This window comes from Burkholderia sp. BCC1993 (assembly GCF_905339865.1).
Lineage (GTDB): Bacteria > Pseudomonadota > Gammaproteobacteria > Burkholderiales > Burkholderiaceae > Burkholderia.
This window is the reverse complement of record NZ_CAJPGZ010000005.1, coordinates 43938-59734: the sequence shown is the minus strand read 5'-3', so window position 1 is coordinate 59734 and position 15797 is coordinate 43938. Positions and strand designations below refer to the sequence as shown.

Annotated in this window: 16 protein-coding genes and 1 riboswitch; of the genes, 12 read left to right on the top strand and 4 right to left on the bottom strand. The window is 68.3% G+C overall.

The features are described 5' to 3' along the window. Positions 1 to 713: 713 nt before the first annotated feature. From U4Y91_RS09360 to U4Y91_RS09330, 7 genes are all read left to right on the top strand, one after another. Entirely contained in the window at positions 714 to 1739 is a 1026-nt protein-coding gene (locus tag U4Y91_RS09360) for a substrate-binding domain-containing protein (protein ID WP_321804831.1), read from the top strand. Between the two features lie 65 nt (positions 1740 to 1804). Next, positions 1805 to 2833: an ABC transporter substrate-binding protein gene (locus tag U4Y91_RS09355; protein WP_124487543.1), complete on the top strand. Its 1029-nt coding sequence runs from the start codon at positions 1805 to 1807 to the stop codon at positions 2831 to 2833. 16 nt (positions 2834 to 2849) lie between these two features. Then, a complete protein-coding gene (locus tag U4Y91_RS09350; protein ID WP_321804830.1) occupies positions 2850 to 3674 on the top strand; it encodes an ABC transporter permease in 825 nt (274 codons plus the stop codon). A gap of 10 nt (positions 3675 to 3684) precedes the next feature. Next, positions 3685 to 4581 (top strand): ABC transporter permease, encoded by an 897-nt coding sequence (locus U4Y91_RS09345; protein WP_321804829.1) that lies wholly within the window; start codon positions 3685 to 3687, stop codon positions 4579 to 4581. Positions 4582 to 4605: 24 nt separating this feature from the next. Further along, a complete protein-coding gene (locus tag U4Y91_RS09340) occupies positions 4606 to 5637 on the top strand; it encodes an ABC transporter ATP-binding protein (RefSeq protein WP_044844949.1) in 1032 nt (343 codons plus the stop codon). 38 nt (positions 5638 to 5675) lie between these two features. Then, positions 5676 to 6500, top strand: a complete 825-nt coding sequence (locus U4Y91_RS09335) for a phosphodiesterase (RefSeq protein ID WP_321804828.1) — start codon at positions 5676 to 5678, stop codon at positions 6498 to 6500. A gap of 445 nt (positions 6501 to 6945) precedes the next feature. Then, a complete protein-coding gene (locus tag U4Y91_RS09330) occupies positions 6946 to 8145 on the top strand; it encodes an MFS transporter (protein ID WP_321804827.1) in 1200 nt (399 codons plus the stop codon). 21 nt (positions 8146 to 8166) lie between these two features. Here U4Y91_RS09330 and U4Y91_RS09325 read toward each other — a convergent pair whose 3' ends face one another. Next, a complete protein-coding gene (locus U4Y91_RS09325; protein ID WP_321804826.1) occupies positions 8167 to 9357 on the bottom strand; it encodes an EamA family transporter in 1191 nt (396 codons plus the stop codon). A 502-nt stretch (positions 9358 to 9859) separates the two neighbouring features. On the opposite strand from U4Y91_RS09325, the gene U4Y91_RS09320 reads away from it, so the two are divergent. Continuing rightward, positions 9860 to 10213, top strand: coding sequence for a type II toxin-antitoxin system RelE/ParE family toxin (locus U4Y91_RS09320; RefSeq protein ID WP_321804825.1), 354 nt, complete (start codon positions 9860 to 9862; stop codon positions 10211 to 10213). Then, on the top strand, positions 10210 to 10491 hold the full coding sequence (locus U4Y91_RS09315) for a helix-turn-helix domain-containing protein (RefSeq protein ID WP_321804824.1): 282 nt from the start codon (positions 10210 to 10212) through the stop codon (positions 10489 to 10491). Before U4Y91_RS09320 ends, U4Y91_RS09315 begins: the two co-directional genes overlap by 4 nt. Before the next feature lie 45 nt (positions 10492 to 10536). Here U4Y91_RS09315 and U4Y91_RS09310 read toward each other — a convergent pair whose 3' ends face one another. The 3 genes from U4Y91_RS09310 to U4Y91_RS09300 all read right to left on the bottom strand — a co-directional run bounded on the left by U4Y91_RS09310 (position 10537) and on the right by U4Y91_RS09300 (position 12390). Continuing rightward, positions 10537 to 11325: a molybdopterin-dependent oxidoreductase gene (locus tag U4Y91_RS09310; protein ID WP_321804823.1), complete on the bottom strand. Its 789-nt coding sequence runs from the start codon at positions 11323 to 11325 to the stop codon at positions 10537 to 10539. Positions 11326 to 11354: 29 nt separating this feature from the next. Beyond that, entirely contained in the window at positions 11355 to 11987 is a 633-nt protein-coding gene (locus U4Y91_RS09305) for a cytochrome b/b6 domain-containing protein (RefSeq protein WP_321804822.1), read from the bottom strand. A gap of 109 nt (positions 11988 to 12096) precedes the next feature. Further along, positions 12097 to 12390 (bottom strand): pentapeptide MXKDX repeat protein, encoded by a 294-nt coding sequence (locus tag U4Y91_RS09300; protein ID WP_321804821.1) that lies wholly within the window; start codon positions 12388 to 12390, stop codon positions 12097 to 12099. A gap of 268 nt (positions 12391 to 12658) precedes the next feature. Then, positions 12659 to 12775: riboswitch (TPP riboswitch) on the top strand. Between the two features lie 124 nt (positions 12776 to 12899). Between U4Y91_RS09300 and thiC the strand changes: the two genes are divergently transcribed. From thiC to U4Y91_RS09285, 3 genes are all read left to right on the top strand, one after another. Next, complete coding sequence (thiC, locus tag U4Y91_RS09295; protein WP_321804820.1) at positions 12900 to 14831, top strand: phosphomethylpyrimidine synthase ThiC; 1932 nt, start codon at positions 12900 to 12902, stop codon at positions 14829 to 14831. Positions 14832 to 15084: 253 nt separating this feature from the next. After that, on the top strand, positions 15085 to 15300 hold the full coding sequence (locus tag U4Y91_RS09290) for a glycine zipper 2TM domain-containing protein (RefSeq protein ID WP_044848011.1): 216 nt from the start codon (positions 15085 to 15087) through the stop codon (positions 15298 to 15300). A 209-nt stretch (positions 15301 to 15509) separates the two neighbouring features. Next, the gene (locus U4Y91_RS09285) at positions 15510 to 15770 is read left to right on the top strand and encodes a hypothetical protein (protein WP_044848012.1); all 261 of its coding nucleotides are present in this window, start codon (positions 15510 to 15512) and stop codon (positions 15768 to 15770) included. The last annotated feature ends 27 nt before the right edge of the window (positions 15771 to 15797 follow it).

Sequence of the window (15797 nt, the reverse complement as noted above, 5' to 3'; positions counted from 1 at the left end):
ATTTCTCGCGGGTTTTCGGAACTTCATGGAATCGCACGGAGGCGATTTTGGTGCCGGGGACCGGACTCGAACCGGCAAGCCAGTTAAGGCGGCGGATTTTCGTCACACTGCTTCTTTCAAAGCCGGCGTCGTCGAAACGACGCCGTTCGTGCGCTGGACTATGCCTTCGCCGTCGCGCGCGGGCGGTGTCGCCGCCCGTGCGCCTTAGGCGCCCCCCGTCTAGTCTCTACACCTTCCTCGCCGCAGTCGTACCGCGAGGCTTGGCTCGGCGTTGCCTCGACGCACGGCGCGCGTCAGGGGTTTCACCGAATTTGAAGGGTTCTGCACCGGCCGTTTCCGGCCGGGCACTCAATCGTTTAAGTCCGCTATGTTTACCAATTTCATCACCCCGGCAAAAGGGCGGACGCGATTCTACCATTGCTTGACGCATGCGTTAGCTGATTCGCGCGCATTGCATCGCGACGCAGCATGTCGGCCTGCCCCTGTCCATAACCGAATTCAATCACCGCAATCGACATCGATACGACGCCGCCGTCGATTTCGTCCCGCGCCGCAGCATCCGCCGATACAATCGAATCCGCCCCGCTCGCCGGGCGCCAACCGTCTGATGTTTGTATCGCATTTTTTACGAAACAGACGTCTCGTGAGTCATCGCGAAGTCACAAACGTTTTCGATAATTCTCCTGCCGAAAACGTTTACATCGCGTAACTCCATGCCCCCGACCATCAAGGACGTCGCCGCGCTCGCCGGCTTCTCGATCGCCACCGTCTCGCGTGCGATCAACGCGCCGCATACCGTCAGCCCCGCCACGCTGGCGACCATCCGCACCGCCATCGACACGCTGCAGTTCCGCCCGAGCCCGCTCGGCCGGCAGTTGCGCGGCGAGCGCACGCGGCTTGTCGGCGTCGTCCTGCCGACGCTGTCGAACCCGGTATTCGCCGACTGCCTGCAGGGCATCGACGAACTCGCGACCGCGGCCGGCTTCAAGCTGATCCTGATGACGACCGAATACGACGCGGCGCGCGAGCGCCACGCGATCGAGACGCTGCGCGAGCAGCGCGTCGAGGGGCTGATCCTGACCGTCGCCGATGCGGACACGCATCCGCTGCTCGACATGCTCGACCGCGACGGCCCGCACTACGTGCTGATGCACAACGACACGCAACGCCGCCCGTCGGTGTCGGTCGACAACCGCAGCGCCGCCTACGACGGCGTGCGCATGCTGACGGCACGCGGTCATCGCCGCGTGCTGATGCTCGCCGGTTCGCTCGCCGCGTCGGATCGCGCACGCCAGCGCCATCTCGGCTACGCGCAGGCGCTCGAGGAGGCCGGCGTCGCGACGCTGCCGCCGGTCGAGGTCGACTTCAACGCGGCCGAGCTGCCCGACGCGGTGCTCGCGCACCTCACCGCGCGAGCCACGCGCCCGACCGCCCTCTTCTGCAGCAACGACCTGCTCGCGATGGTCGTGATGCGCGGCCTGCGCCGCGCGGGCTTCTCGATTCCCGACGACCTGTCGGTGCTCGGCTTCGACGGCATCGCGATCGGCGAGCTGCTCGCGCCGCCGCTCGCGAGCGTCGCGACGCCGAACCAGGACATCGGCCGTCATGCATGGCGGCGCCTCGTCGAATGCATCGGCGGCGCGACGATCGAGCGCACGTCGCTGATCCTGCCGCATACGGTGCGCGACGGCGCGACGGTCGCACCGCCGGCCGCCGACCTGCAGTTGCACCAAGCCTGAACGCGCGCGCCGCGCCGTCGCGCGCGGCGCGCGCAAGCTACCCCGACCCCGCCCGGAGATCCACCGTGTCCTTTCGCCTGACCTCGCTGCTGCGCGTGCTCGCAGCCCCCGTCGCCTGCGCCGCGCTCGTCGCGTTCGCACCCGCGGCCCATGCCGACGAATCCGCGATCTGCTACAACTGCCCGCCCGAATGGGCCGACTGGGCCGCGCAGATCGCGGCGATCAAGCAGAAGACCGGCATTCGCGTGCCGTTCGACAACAAGAACTCGGGCCAGGCGATCGCGCAGCTGATCGCCGAGCAGAAAAGCCCGGTCGCCGACGTCGTCTATCTCGGCGTGTCGTCGGCGTTCCAGGCGAAGGACAAGGGCGTGATCGCGCCGTACAAGCCCGCGCACTGGAACGACATCCCCGCGAACCTGAAGGACCCGCAGGGCTACTGGTTCGCGATCCACTCGGGCACGCTCGGCTTCTTCGTGAACAAGGACGCGCTCGACGGCAAGCCGGTCCCGCGCTCGTGGGCCGACCTGCTGAAACCCGAATACAAGGGCATGGTCGGCTACCTCGATCCGTCGAGCGCGTTCGTCGGCTATGCGGGCGCGGTGGCCGTCAACCAGGCGCTCGGCGGCAGCCTCGACGACTTCAAGCCGGGGCTCGACTGGTTCCGCAAGCTGAAGGCGAACGCGCCGATCGTGCCGAAGCAGACCGCGTATGCGCGCGTGCTGTCCGGCGAGATTCCGATCCTGCTCGACTACGACTTCGACGCGTATCGCGCGAAGTACAAGGATCACGCGAACGTCGAGTTCGTGATTCCGAAGGAAGGCACGATCGCGGTGCCCTACGTGATGAGCCTCGTGAAGGGTGCGCCGCACGATGCGAACGGCAGGAAGGTGCTCGACTTCGTGCTGTCCGACGAAGGCCAGAAGCTGTGGGCCAATGCGTACCTGCGCCCAGTGCGCGCGCAGACGCTCGGCGCCGACGTCGCCGCGAAGTTCCTGCCGGCGAGCGAATACGCCCGGGCGAAATCGGTCGACTTCGGCAAGATGGCGGCCGGCCAGCAAGCGTTCGGCCAGCAATACCTGCAAGTGATGCAGTAAGCGCCGGACCCACGCCATGCTCGACCTGACTTTCCCGCTGCGCTGGCGCGTCGCCCTCGTCGCGCCGGCGCTCGCGGTGTTCGCCGCGTTCTGGCTGCTGCCGATGGCGGCGCTCGCGCGGGTGTCCGCCGACGGCGCGTTCTTCACGCAATACGCGGCGCTGCTCGGCAACACGCGTTACATGGCGAGCCTCGGTGAAACGATCGCGTTGTCGGCCGGCGTCACGCTCGCGACGCTGGCCCTGTCGACGATCTCGGGCCTGCTGCTCGCGCGCCGCGAATTCGCCGGCAAGCGCGTGCTGCTCGCGCTGCTCACCTTTCCGCTCGCGTTCCCGGGCGTCGTGGTCGGCTTCATGGTGATCATGCTCGCCGGCCGGCAAGGGCTGATCGGCATGCTGTCCGCGAAGCTGACCGGCGACAAGTGGGTGTTCGCGTATTCGGTTGCCGGGCTGTTCGTCGGCTACCTGTACTTCTCGATCCCGCGCGTGATCGTCACCGTGATCGCGGCCGCGTCGAAGCTCGACGCGTCGCTCGAGGAAGCCGCGCGCTCGCTCGGCGCGTCGCCGTGGCGCATCTTCATCGACATCGTGCTGCCGGCGCTCGCGCCGGGCCTGGTCGCGGCCGGCGCGATCTGCTTCGCGACCGCGATGGGCGCGTTCGGCACCGCCTTCACACTCGCCACCGACCTGAACGTGCTGCCGATGACGATCTACACCGAGTTCACGCTGAACGCGAACATCACGACGGCCGCCGGCCTGTCGATCGTGCTCGGCATCGTCACGTGGGCTGTGCTCGCGCTCGCGCGCCGGTTCACCGGCCACACCGCCGCCGCCGCGGCCTGAGGATTCCTTCATGCAATCGCTTTCCGGTTCGTCCGCGCCGTCGCCGGCGCCCGCTCCGTCGCATGCGAACGGCGCCGCCCGACGCGCGCCGCGCGTGTCGGGCGCGCGCGCGATCGCCGCGCTGCAATGGGGCGTCACGCTGCTGCTGTGCGCGTTCCTGATCGTGCCCGTCGTGATGTCGGTGCTCGCGGGCCTCACCGTCAACTATTTCCGCGGGCTGTCGAGCGGCCTCACGCTGCGCTGGCTCGAACAGGTGTGGCAGCAGTACCAAGGCTCGGTCGCGCTGTCACTCGGCATCGCGTTCGCGACGCTCGCGATCGTGCTCGCCGTCGGCGTGCCGGCCGGCTATGCACTCGCGCGCAGCAAGCGTCGCGTCGCCCGCGTGATCGAGGAAGCGCTCGTGCTGCCGGTCGCGCTGCCGGGCCTCGCGTCGGCGCTCGCGCTGCTGGTCGTGTACGGCGGCTTCACCGCGTTCCGGATGAGCCTGTGGTTCATCGTCGTCGGCCACGTCGTGTTCACACTGCCGTTCATGGTGCGCGCGGTCGCGGCGGTCGCCGCCGGCGCCGACCTGCGCACGCTCGAGGAAGGCGCGGCGAGCCTCGGCGCGTCGTTCGTCACGCGCTTCGTCACGATCGTGCTGCCGAACCTGCGCCCCGGCATCGTCGCGGGCGCGCTCGCGGTGCTCACGCTGTCGATCGGCGAATTCAACCTGACCTGGATGCTGCATACGCCCGACACGAAGACGCTGCCCGTCGGGCTCGCCGATACCTACGCGTCGCTGCGCCTCGAAGTCGGCAGCGCGTACACGATCGTGTTCCTGCTGATGACGCTGCCGCTCCTCGTCGCGATGCAGTGGCTCGGCGTCGATCCGTCCGGCACGCGCGCGCTGAAGCGTCGCCCGCGCTGACCCTGCGCTGACCTTACCCTTCCCATGAAACTCGATTCCACCCCCATCACCCTGACCCGCTGCGCGAAGACGTTCCGCGGCACGCGCGTGCTCGAACCGCTCGACCTGTCGATCGGCGCGGGCGAGACGCTCGTGCTGCTCGGCCCGTCGGGCTGCGGCAAGACCACGACGCTGCGCCTGATCGCGGGCCTCGACACGCCGGATGCCGGCGGCACGATCCGGTTCGGCGGCGACGACGTGACCGCGCTGCCGATCGAGCGCCGCCAGGTCGGCATGGTGTTCCAGAACTACGCGCTGTTCCCGAACCTCACGGTGCGCGGCAACGTCGGCTACGGACTGAAGATCCGCAAGACCGAGCCGCGCGCGCTGCGCGAACGCGTCGACGAGCTGCTCGCGATGATGCGGCTCGACGCGCATGCGGACAAACCGGTCGATCAGCTGTCCGGCGGCCAGCGCCAGCGGGTCGCGCTGGCGCGTGCGCTCGCGGTGCGCCCGCGCGTGCTGCTGCTCGACGAGCCGCTGACCGCGCTCGACGCGAAGCTGCGCGACGTGCTGCGCCGCGAGATGAATGCGCTGTTGCGCGAGCTCGGCGTGACGACCGTCTACGTCACGCACGACCAGGCCGAGGCGATGGAGCTCGGCGACCGGATCGTCGTGATGGGCGCGGGCCGCATCGAGCAGATCGGCACGCCGCGCGACATCTACTACCGGCCGGCGAACCGCACGGTCGCGCAGTTCATCGGCACGCTGAACCGGCTTGCAGGACAATGGCAGGACGGCGCGCTCGTGACGACGGGGGGCTCGATCGTCACGCCGCACGCCGCCGACGAGTGGTTCTTCCGTCCGGAGGATGCGCAGCTCGCCGATCCCGCGCATGCGCCGCTGCGCGGCGCGATCGGCGCGTGCGCATTCCTCGGCGAACGCACGCGGCTCACGATCGAGCATGCGGCACCCGACGCGCTCGTGATCGACGTGCCGGGCCGCATCGAGCTCGCGCGCGGCACGGCGGTCGGCCTCACGATTGCGCCGGAAGGCCTGATCGCACTCGCCGCGTAACACCGCCCCACGATAACCACACATTCCGAGGAACGACGATGCTGCTTGCTCAAATCAGCGATCTCCACATCAAGCGCCCGGGCCAGCTCGCGTACCGGCGCGTCGACACGGCCGCCGCGCTCGCGCGCTGCATCGCGAAGCTGAACGCGCTGGTGCCGCGCCCCGACGCGGTGCTCGTCACCGGCGACCTGACCGACTTCGGCCACGACGACGAATACCGCCACCTGCGCGACCTGCTCGCGCCGCTCGAGATTCCGTATTACCTGATGGTCGGCAATCACGACGATCGTGCGGGGTTGCGCCGCGCGTTCGCCGATCGCCCCGAATTGCAGGACGGCGAGTTCGTGCAGTACGCGCTCGACGTCGGCGCCGTGCGCGTGCTCGCACTCGATTCGCAGGTGCCCGGCACGAGCCACGGCGACCTGTGCGATGCGCGGCTCGCGTGGCTCACCGCGCAACTCGACGCTGCGCGCGACCGGCCGGTGATCGTCGCGCTGCATCACCCGCCGTTCGTGTCCGGGATCGGACATATGGACGCGCTGCGCCTCGCGCCCGCCGCCGCCGCGAAACTCGACGCGCTGCTGCGCCGCTATCCGAACGTCGAGCGCGTGCTGTGCGGCCACGTGCACCGGACGATGTTCACGCGCTTCGGCGGCACGCTCGCGTCGGCCGTGCCGGCGCCCGCGCACCAGGTCGCGTTCGATTTGCGAGCGGACGCGCCGTCCGCGTTCCGGCTCGAGCCGCCCGCGTTCGCGGTGCACGTCCATACGCCGGACGCGGGAATGACGTCCCACCACGTGTACGTGGACGAAGGCGACGGGCCGTATCCGTTCTATGAGCCGAGCGGGGAACTGGTCGACTGAACGGTACGCAATCGCGGATGCATGACGAGCGGCTCCGGCCGGTCGTGGCCGCGTCGAATGATTGCGGTTGATTGCGGCTGAGCGCGGCCCGCCATGCTGCGATCGCGCCAGCCGCGCAGCCGACCGCGCCGCTGGGCTTCTGGGCTTCTGGGCTTCTGGGCTTCTGGGCTTCTGGGCTTCTGGGCTTCTGGGCCGCTGGGCTTCTGGGCTTCTGGGCTTCTGGGCTTCTGGGCTTCTGGGCTTCTGGGCTTCTGGGCTTCTGGGCCGCTGGGCCGCTGGGCCGCTGGGCTTCTGGGCCGCTGGGCCGCTGGGCCGCAGCGCCGCAGCGCCGCCGGCAGGATTCCCGGTGCTCCGGTATGATCGGCACGCTCGATCGGCGCCCGGCCGCCTGCGCCACCGACGCTGCGCCGCGCGTCACGCCGCCCAACTCCGTTCCGTTGCCGCCATGTCCGCCGCCTCCACCGACCGTCCGACCGACGCCGCCTCGCCCCACTACTCGCGCAGCCTGCTGTTGCTGCTCGCGACGATCGCGGGCGTGTCGGTCGCGAACATCTACTACAACCAGCCGCTGCTCGAGAGCTTCCGCTCGGCCTTCCCGGACGGCGCGTCGTGGATCGGCGCGGTGCCGACCGCGACGCAGCTCGGCTATGCGGCCGGGATGTTCCTGCTCGCACCGCTCGGCGACCGCTTCGATCGCCGCGGGCTGATCCTGATGCAGATCGCTGGCCTGTCAATCGCGCTGATCGTGGCCGCGGCCGCGCCGTCGCTGGCGGTGCTGGCCGTGGCGAGCCTCGTGATCGGCGTGCTCGCGACGATCGCGCAGCAGGCCGTGCCGTTCGCGGCCGAGATCGCGCCGCCGGCCGAGCGCGGGCATGCGGTCGGCACCGTGATGAGCGGCCTGCTGCTCGGCATCCTGCTGGCGCGCACGGCGGCCGGCTTCGTCGCCGAATATTTCGGCTGGCGGGCGGTGTTCGGCGCGTCGGTCGCGGCGCTCGTCGCGCTGGCCGCGGTGATCGTGCTGCGGCTGCCGCGCAGCTCGCCGACGTCGACGCTGCCGTACGGCAAGCTGCTCGGCTCGATGTGGCACCTGGCGGTCGAACTGCGCGGGCTGCGCGAGGCGTCGCTGACGGGCGCCGCGCTGTTCGCCGCGTTCAGCGCGTTCTGGCCGGTGCTCACGCTGCTGCTCGCCGGTGCACCGTTCCACCTCGGCCCGCAGGCCGCAGGGCTGTTCGGCATCGTCGGCGCGGCCGGTGCGCTGGCCGCGCCGTACGCGGGCCGTTTCGCGGACACGCGCGGCCCGCGCGCGATCATCTCGCTCGCGATCGCACTGCTCGCGGCGTCGTTCGTGATTTTTGCGCTGTCGGGGACGAGCCTCGTCGGGCTCGTGATCGGCGTGATCGTGCTGGATGTCGGCGTGCAGGCCGCGCAGATCTCGAACCAGTCGCGCATCTATGCGCTGAAACCCGAGGCGCGCAGCCGCGTGAACACCGTGTACATGGTGTGCTACTTCATCGGCGGCGCGCTCGGCTCGTCGGCCGGCGTCGCCGCGTGGCGCGCCTTCGGCTGGACCGGCATGTGCGCGGCCGGCCTGCTGTTTACCGCACTCGCCGGCTGGTCCCACCATCGCGGCGCACGGCGCGGCTGAACGCCGCGTCGCGCGCCGGCGTCATGCGTCGGCCCGCGACGCGGCCGGTTCGACGGCGGGCGGCGGCGTGAATGCCTGCGCGGGATTCATGACCGCGGCCGGGTCCACGACGGCGGCCGGTGCGGGCACCGCAAGCGGTACCGCGGAAGGCGCGAGGATCGGTGCAGGTTCCGGCATCGCCGCCTGCGCCGGCGCTGACGCCGCATCCGCTGCCGATTCGGCGGCAACGGTTGCCACGGTCGCCGCGGCCGGCGAAGCGTCGGCCGCCGCGCGCGCCGCGGGCCGGCGCGCGGGATCGAACAGGAACGACAGCCCGACGCTGCCGAGGATCGCGACCGTCGCGACCACGGTTGCCATCGTCACGGGCTCGCCGAGCATCAGCGCGCCGAGCGCGACCGCGACGATCGGGTTCACGTACATGCAGCTGCTCGCGATGATCGGGCTCGTGTGGCGAATCAGGTAGCCGTACGCGACGTACGCGGCCATCGTGCAGAACACCATCAGGTACACGAACGCGAACACCGGCGCGACCGCGACCTGTTCGATGCGCTCGCCCATCAGCCACGCACCGATCGTGGACATCAACCCGCCCAGGCCGATCTGCAGCGACGTCGACAGGAACAGGTCGGACGGCAGCTTGAGCCGCGTCGCGAGATGCGCGCCGCCCGCCCAGAACAGCGCGCCGGCCAGCACGCAGATCGTGCCGAGCGCCGAGTTCGCGGCGGCCGCGCCGCCCGAATTCAGCACGACGATGCCGACCATCCCGAGCGCGACGGCCGCCCACTCGCCCTTCGTCACCGCGCGCCCGGCGACCGCCGCGATCACGGTCGCGAACAGCGGCACCGTCGCGACCATCACCGCGGCCGAGCCGCTGCTGACCGTGCGCATCCCGAGCGCGATCGTGCCCGACGACAGCGCGACCAGCATCGTGCCGACGATCGCCGAGTTGCGGATTTCGAGCAGTGTCGGCCATTCGGGCTTGCGCCTCAGCGCGAAGATGAACAGGCCGATCCCGCCGAGCAGGTTGCGCAGCCCCGACAGCAGCAGCGGCGGGAACGACTGCAGCGCGAAATGCAGGCCGCTGTAGGTCGAACCCCAGACGAAATAGATGAAGACGAGCGCCAGTGCGACGCGGCCGCCGCGGCTTTGCGGCAGGCGGATCCGGATCGGCAGGCGGGCGAGGAAATCGAGGAGGCGGTCGAGCGGGGTCATCGTTCAGCCCACCCGCACGACGTGTCGCGTGCTCCGCTGAAAGACGCCGGAGAGACCGGCAAACGGCCCTGACTGGACCGGGAAGGCGGAGACGGACGTGCGGAACGACATGGCAGTGCGAACGGCGACGAATAAGAACCGGCAAGCGGCGGCAGAGGGTCGAAAAGCGGGCGCGAGCCGCTTCGGCTGCGCACGCTCGGCATTATGGCATCAAGGATTCGAAAGCATCATCAGACCAGTCTGAAAGGTTATCCAGTGACGTTTCGGCGCGACATTTTTCGGCATCCGGACCAACCGGATCGGGGGCCGGATACGCGCGGCGCGGGCGTCGCGCGGGCGGCCCGGCATCCGGTCCCGCCCGTTGCGATCGCTTCATCGGCCTGATGGCCAGTCATGCGCTTCAGCGGTCGCTTCGCGCTTATGGTGACGGTCGGTGACGGTCGGCAGGCGCGTCCGGCCGCCGACATTCGCCCTTTCGACCCGCCACCACCCATACAAAATTTTGTATAATTCCACCATTCTTCCGCCGAAGCCGGTCGTGTTCGTCGGCACCGCACTCGACGACCTGCGCGGCTTTCCGCTTCTCGCGCGCCGCGAAGCCGGCCACCAGATCGACCAGGTGCAGCGCGGCCTCGCGCCCGACGGCTGGAAGCCGATGCGCACCGTCGGCCCGGGCGTGCGGGAAATTCGCCTGCGCGATGCGAGCGGTGCGTTCCGGATCGTCTACGTCGCGACCTTCGCCGACGCGATCTACGTGCTGCATTGCTTCCGCAAGCAGTCGGCACGCACCTGCAAGACCGATATCGACCTGGCGGCCCGGCGCTACCGGGCGCTGATGATGGAGAGGAAACGATGAGCAACGAACGCCATGCGAGCGTCTGGGACGCAATCGAAGGCCAGCCGGCCGAAGCCAAGAACATGAAGCTGCGCTCCGAGCTGATGATCGCGCTCAAGCAGCGCATCGCGCAGCTCGAGCTCAGCCAGGCGCAGGCCGCGCAACGGCTGGGCGTCACGCAGCCGCGCGTGTCCGATCTGCTGCGCGGCAAGATCAACCTGTTCGGGCTCGACGCGCTCGTGAACATGGCGGCGGCGGTCGGCCTGCGGGTCGACCTGCAGGTGCGCGAATCCGTGTGACACGCCGCGCGGCACGGCAGCACGCGTTCGCGCGCCGCCGCTTCTTCACGATCCGCCGAACCAGTTGTACCCTTGATCGACCCAGTAGCCGCCCGGGAAGGTATCGGTCACGAAGATTTCCATGATGTGCTTCGGATTCTTGTAGCCGAGCTTGGTCGGCATCCGCAGCTTCATCGGGAAACCGAATTCCGGCGGCAGGCGATGGCCGTCGTAGTCGAATGCGAGCAGCGTCTGCGGATGCAGCGCGGTCGGCATGTCGATGCTTTCGTAGTAATCGTCCGCGCATTTGAAGCCGACGTATTTCGCGTGCGTATCGGCGCCGGCACGCGCCAGAAACGCGCCGAACGGCGTGCCGCCCCAGCGGCCGATCGCGCTCCACCCTTCCACGCAGATGTGCCGCGTGATCTGCTCCGCGTGCGGCAGCGCATACAGCTCGTCGAGCGTCCACACACGCTTGCCCGTCACGCGGCCCGACAGCACGAGCCGGTACGTCGATGCGTCGACGTGCGGCACGTCGTCGATGCCGTAATACGCGTTGAACGGGAACGGCCGCGTGATGTCGGCCTCGGTGTAGGTCGGCGCGAGCCGCTCGCCGCTGAAGAGCCACGCCTGCACGCGGTCGTTCATGCGCGACACCTTCTCGAGGAACGTGTTGACCGACGCGTCGTCCTGCAGCGTGCAGCCGGTCAGCATCGTCAGGCCGCCGAGCGTCAGGATGCGGCGGTTGAACAGCCGCCGCGACGGCATCTCCAGCTCGCGGCGCACGTCGAGTTCGAGCGACTTGCGGTCGAGCGTCCAGCGCGGATCAGCGCGCTTGTATTCGGAATCCGACATGATGATTTCCTTCACCCGGAGTTGACGGGTCAGCGCCCGCGCAGCATCGCGAGCAGCGAGCGCGGCACCAGCAGCGCCATCGCGACGTGCACGAAGAAGAACGCGACGAGCAGCGACATCGCCCAGAAATGCACGACGCGCGCGTTGTCGTAACCGCCGAACAGTTCGCGCAGCAGCGGAAACTGCACCGACTTCCAGATCGTCAGCCCGGACAGCACCAGCACGATCAGATCGACGATCGCGACCAGGTATGCGGCACGCTGCACCGCGTTGTAGACGCTCAGATCGTCGTGCGCGAGCCGGCCGTGCAGCGCGGCGCGCACGTCGCGCCACACGGACGCCGGCGTGACCGGCAGCATCTTGCGCGCGAGGCGTCCGGTCGCGATCGACATCGTCAGGTAGAACAGCCCGTTGCCGACCAGCAGCCACATCGCCGCGAAATGCCATTGCAGCGCGCCGCCGAGCCAGCCGCCGAGCGTGATGCCGTGCGGAAACACGAACGGCGGATAGATCGGCGACGCATCGTAGATGCGCCAGCCGGACAGCGCCATCAGGATCGCCGCGAGCGCGTTGAGCCAGTGGCTCACGCGCACCCACAGTGGATGAATCTTGCGGGCGGGCGGCGTGACGGCCGCGCGCCCGGTGGCGGGAACGGTTTGCATGATGAAGACTCCCGGAACGCGTCGACGAGACGAGTCGAGTCGAGACAAAACGAGACGCGGGCGGCCGTCGTCGAGCACACGCGCCGGCCGCACACCCTGCCCGGCTCCGTCAGTTCGACGGCGCCATCTTGTCGCCCGACGACTTGCCCATCTCGTCGTGCGACATCTCGTCCTTCTTCATCGCGTCCTTCTTCATCGCATGTTTCTTCATGGCGCCTTTCTTCATCGCGCCATCCTTCGCCATTGCGTCGTGCCCCATCGCATCCTTCGCCATCGCGTCGTGCCCCATCGCGTCCTTCGACATCGACGAGCCGTTTTGCGACATCGCGTCGTTCTGCGCATACGCGCCCGTTGCAAGCGTGGCGAAAGCAGCGACACAGGTGGCGATCAGTACGTTTTTCATGACATCTCTCCAAAACATGGGTTTAAGGAGCCGAATAGACGGACGACGTCGCGGGAAATGACAGCCGCTGCGAAATTTTTTTTGAGGTCGCGCGAAGGCGCGCCATGTTGCACCGCTTCGCCGCTGCCGGCCGAGCCGTGGGGCCGCGCGGCGGCGACGCGCGCTGTCATTTCGACGGGCCATCACACCGCCCGCCATGCTGCGGCCGCACCGGGACGGCCGATCCCGTCCCGGTTGAAACCGCCGCCAAGCCAGTGTATCGTGTGCGCTGCTAACGCGGGGGTCCTGCAATGCGTTCGGTCAAACAACCGGCATTGCGGGTGAGAAATACCCTTTGAACCTGATCTGGATAATGCCAGCGCAGGGAAGCGTACGGATTTCACCGCCATCCTTCTGACGAAATCCGCCGCCTCACCAAGCCTCGTCTCCTGCTTAGCTCGAGCCCCACATTCGTCAAGGGCTCCGGGCAAGCGCCGAAGCGCCTGCCCGGCGCTCACACAGGAGATTGCATGAACGCCAATCCGAAGTTTCTGTCTGCCGACGCCCACGTCGACGCTGCTGCCGTCGCGCCGCTGCCCAATTCGCGAAAGGTGTATGTAACCGGCTCGCAGCCCGACATCCGCGTGCCGATGCGTGAAATCACGCAGGCCGACACGCCGACCGGCTTCGGCGGCGAAAAGAATCCGCCGATCTACGTGTACGACACGTCGGGCCCTTACACCGATCCGGACGCGAAGATCGACATCCGCGCGGGCCTGCCCGCGCTGCGCCAGCGCTGGATCGAAGCACGCGGCGACACCGAAGTGCTCGACGGCCTGTCGAGCCAGTACGGCCTCGAGCGCGCGGCCGACCCGGCTACCGCCGACCTGCGTTTCCCGGGCCTGCACCGCAACCCGCGCCGCGCGCAGGCCGGCAAGAACGTCACGCAGATGCACTACGCGCGGCAGGGCATCATCACGCCGGAGATGGAATACATCGCGATTCGCGAGAACCAGCGCCGCGCCGAGTACATCGAGAGCCTGAAGTCGAGCGGCCCGAACGGCGCGAAGCTCGCCGCGATGATGGGCCGCCAGCACCCGGGCCAGGCGTTCGGCGCCGCGGCCTTCGGCGCGAACGCGCTTGCCGAGATCACCCCCGAGTTCGTGCGCGAAGAAATCGCGCGCGGCCGCGCCATCATCCCCGCGAACATCAACCACCCGGAATCCGAGCCGATGATCATCGGCCGCAACTTCCTCGTGAAGATCAACGCGAACATCGGCAACTCGGCCGTCACGTCGTCGATCGGCGAGGAAGTCGACAAGATGACGTGGGCGATCCGCTGGGGCGGCGACACGGTGATGGACCTGTCGACCGGCAAGCACATCCATGAAACGCGCGAGTGGATCATCCGCAACAGCCCGGTGCCGATCGGCACGGTGCCGATCTACCAGGCGCTCGAAAAGGTCAACGGCAAGGCCGAAGACCTGACCTGGGAAATCTTCCGCGACACGCTGATCGAGCAGGCCGAGCAAGGCGTCGACTACTTCACGATCCACGCGGGCGTGCGCCTGCAATACGTGCCGCTCACCGCGAACCGGATGACGGGCATCGTGTCGCGCGGCGGCTCGATCATGGCGAAGTGGTGCCTCGCGCATCACAAGGAAAGCTTCCTGTACGAACACTTCGAAGAGATCTGCGAGATCATGAAGGCGTACGACGTGAGCTTCTCGCTCGGCGACGGCCTGCGTCCCGGCTCGATCTACGACGCGAACGACGAAGCGCAGCTCGGCGAGCTGAAGACGCTCGGCGAACTCACGCAGATCGCGTGGAAGCACGACGTGCAGGTGATGATCGAAGGCCCCGGCCACGTGCCGATGCAACTGATCAAGGAGAACATGGATCTCCAGCTCGACTGGTGCAAGGAAGCGCCGTTCTACACGCTCGGGCCGCTGACGACCGATATCGCACCGGGCTACGACCACATCACGTCGGGCATCGGCGCCGCGATGATCGGCTGGTTCGGCACCGCGATGCTCTGCTACGTGACGCCGAAGGAACACCTCGGGCTGCCGAACAAGGACGACGTGAAGGAAGGGATCATCACGTACAAGCTCGCCGCGCACGCGGCCGACCTCGCCAAGGGCCACCCCGGCGCGCAGGTCCGCGACAACGCGCTGTCGAAGGCGCGCTTCGAGTTCCGCTGGGAAGACCAGTTCAACATCGGCCTCGACCCGGACAAGGCGCGCGAATTCCACGACGAGACGCTGCCGAAGGATTCCGCGAAGGTCGCGCACTTCTGCTCGATGTGCGGCCCGCACTTCTGCTCGATGAAGATCACGCAGGACGTGCGCGAGTTCGCGGCGCAACAGGGCGTGTCCGAAAGCGAAGCGCTGAAGAAGGGGATGGAAGTCAAGGCGGTCGAGTTCGTGAAGACCGGCGCCGAGATCTATCACCGTCAGTAAGTCGGCCAGCGAACGATGCGGTCCGCACGGACCGCATCGTGGCGCACTGCACCAAGCCCGCTTTCGAGCGGGCTTTTTTGCGTGCCCGCGCATGCGTTGTGCCTGCCGGCGCAAGGGAAACAATTGATTACGAAACCGTCCGAGCCTTAACAAGTCCTTACAACAGCGCAGTGGGACGGCAGGTAGATTGGTTTCATGCGCGGCCGCCATGCGGCCATGCGACCTTCCATTCACGACCACAAGGACAACGATCATGAATGCTTCGATTCGGCGTTTTGGGGTATGCGCGCTGCTCGTCACGACGGTGGCCAGCCTGTCGGCTTGCGATTCGATGACACGGCGCCAGCGCGATACGGCAATCGGTGCGGGTGTCGGCGGCGTCGCGGGCGCGGCGATCGGCGGCAACGCATTGTCGACGCTGGGCGGCGCGGCCGCCGGCGGCATCATCGGCAACCAGGTCGGCAAATAAGCCGACCGGCTTACCCGGCTGCCGCGCGACGCGCGGCAAGCTCCGGCCTGACGGCGTTTCCGCGCGGCGGAAGCGCCGTTTTTCGTATGCGGCGCCGCAACACGACACAGCGGCCCGGAAATGATCCGTTACCGTTTTGCGCATCTTGTCACCGCCGCGCGGCCTAAGCTTAAGCATCTGCCGATTGCCGGCTCCGCCGGAGAGACATCATGAACAGGACCCTCGTCGCACTCGCCGCCGCGGCGCTCGCGTGCACGACGCTCGCCGGCTGCTACTACCCGTACGGCTATTATCCCGGCGGCTATTACGCGGCCGCACCGGTACAGCCGGCGCCCGTGTACGTCGATCCGGGCCCCGCCTACTACTACCCGGCGCCTGCGTATGCGCCGGCATGGGGCGGTTATTGGGGACCCGCGCTGTCGCTCAATTTCGGCTTCGGCGGACGCGGCGGCTGGCACCACCATCACTGACCGCGCCGCCTCATCCGCAGCCGGCCC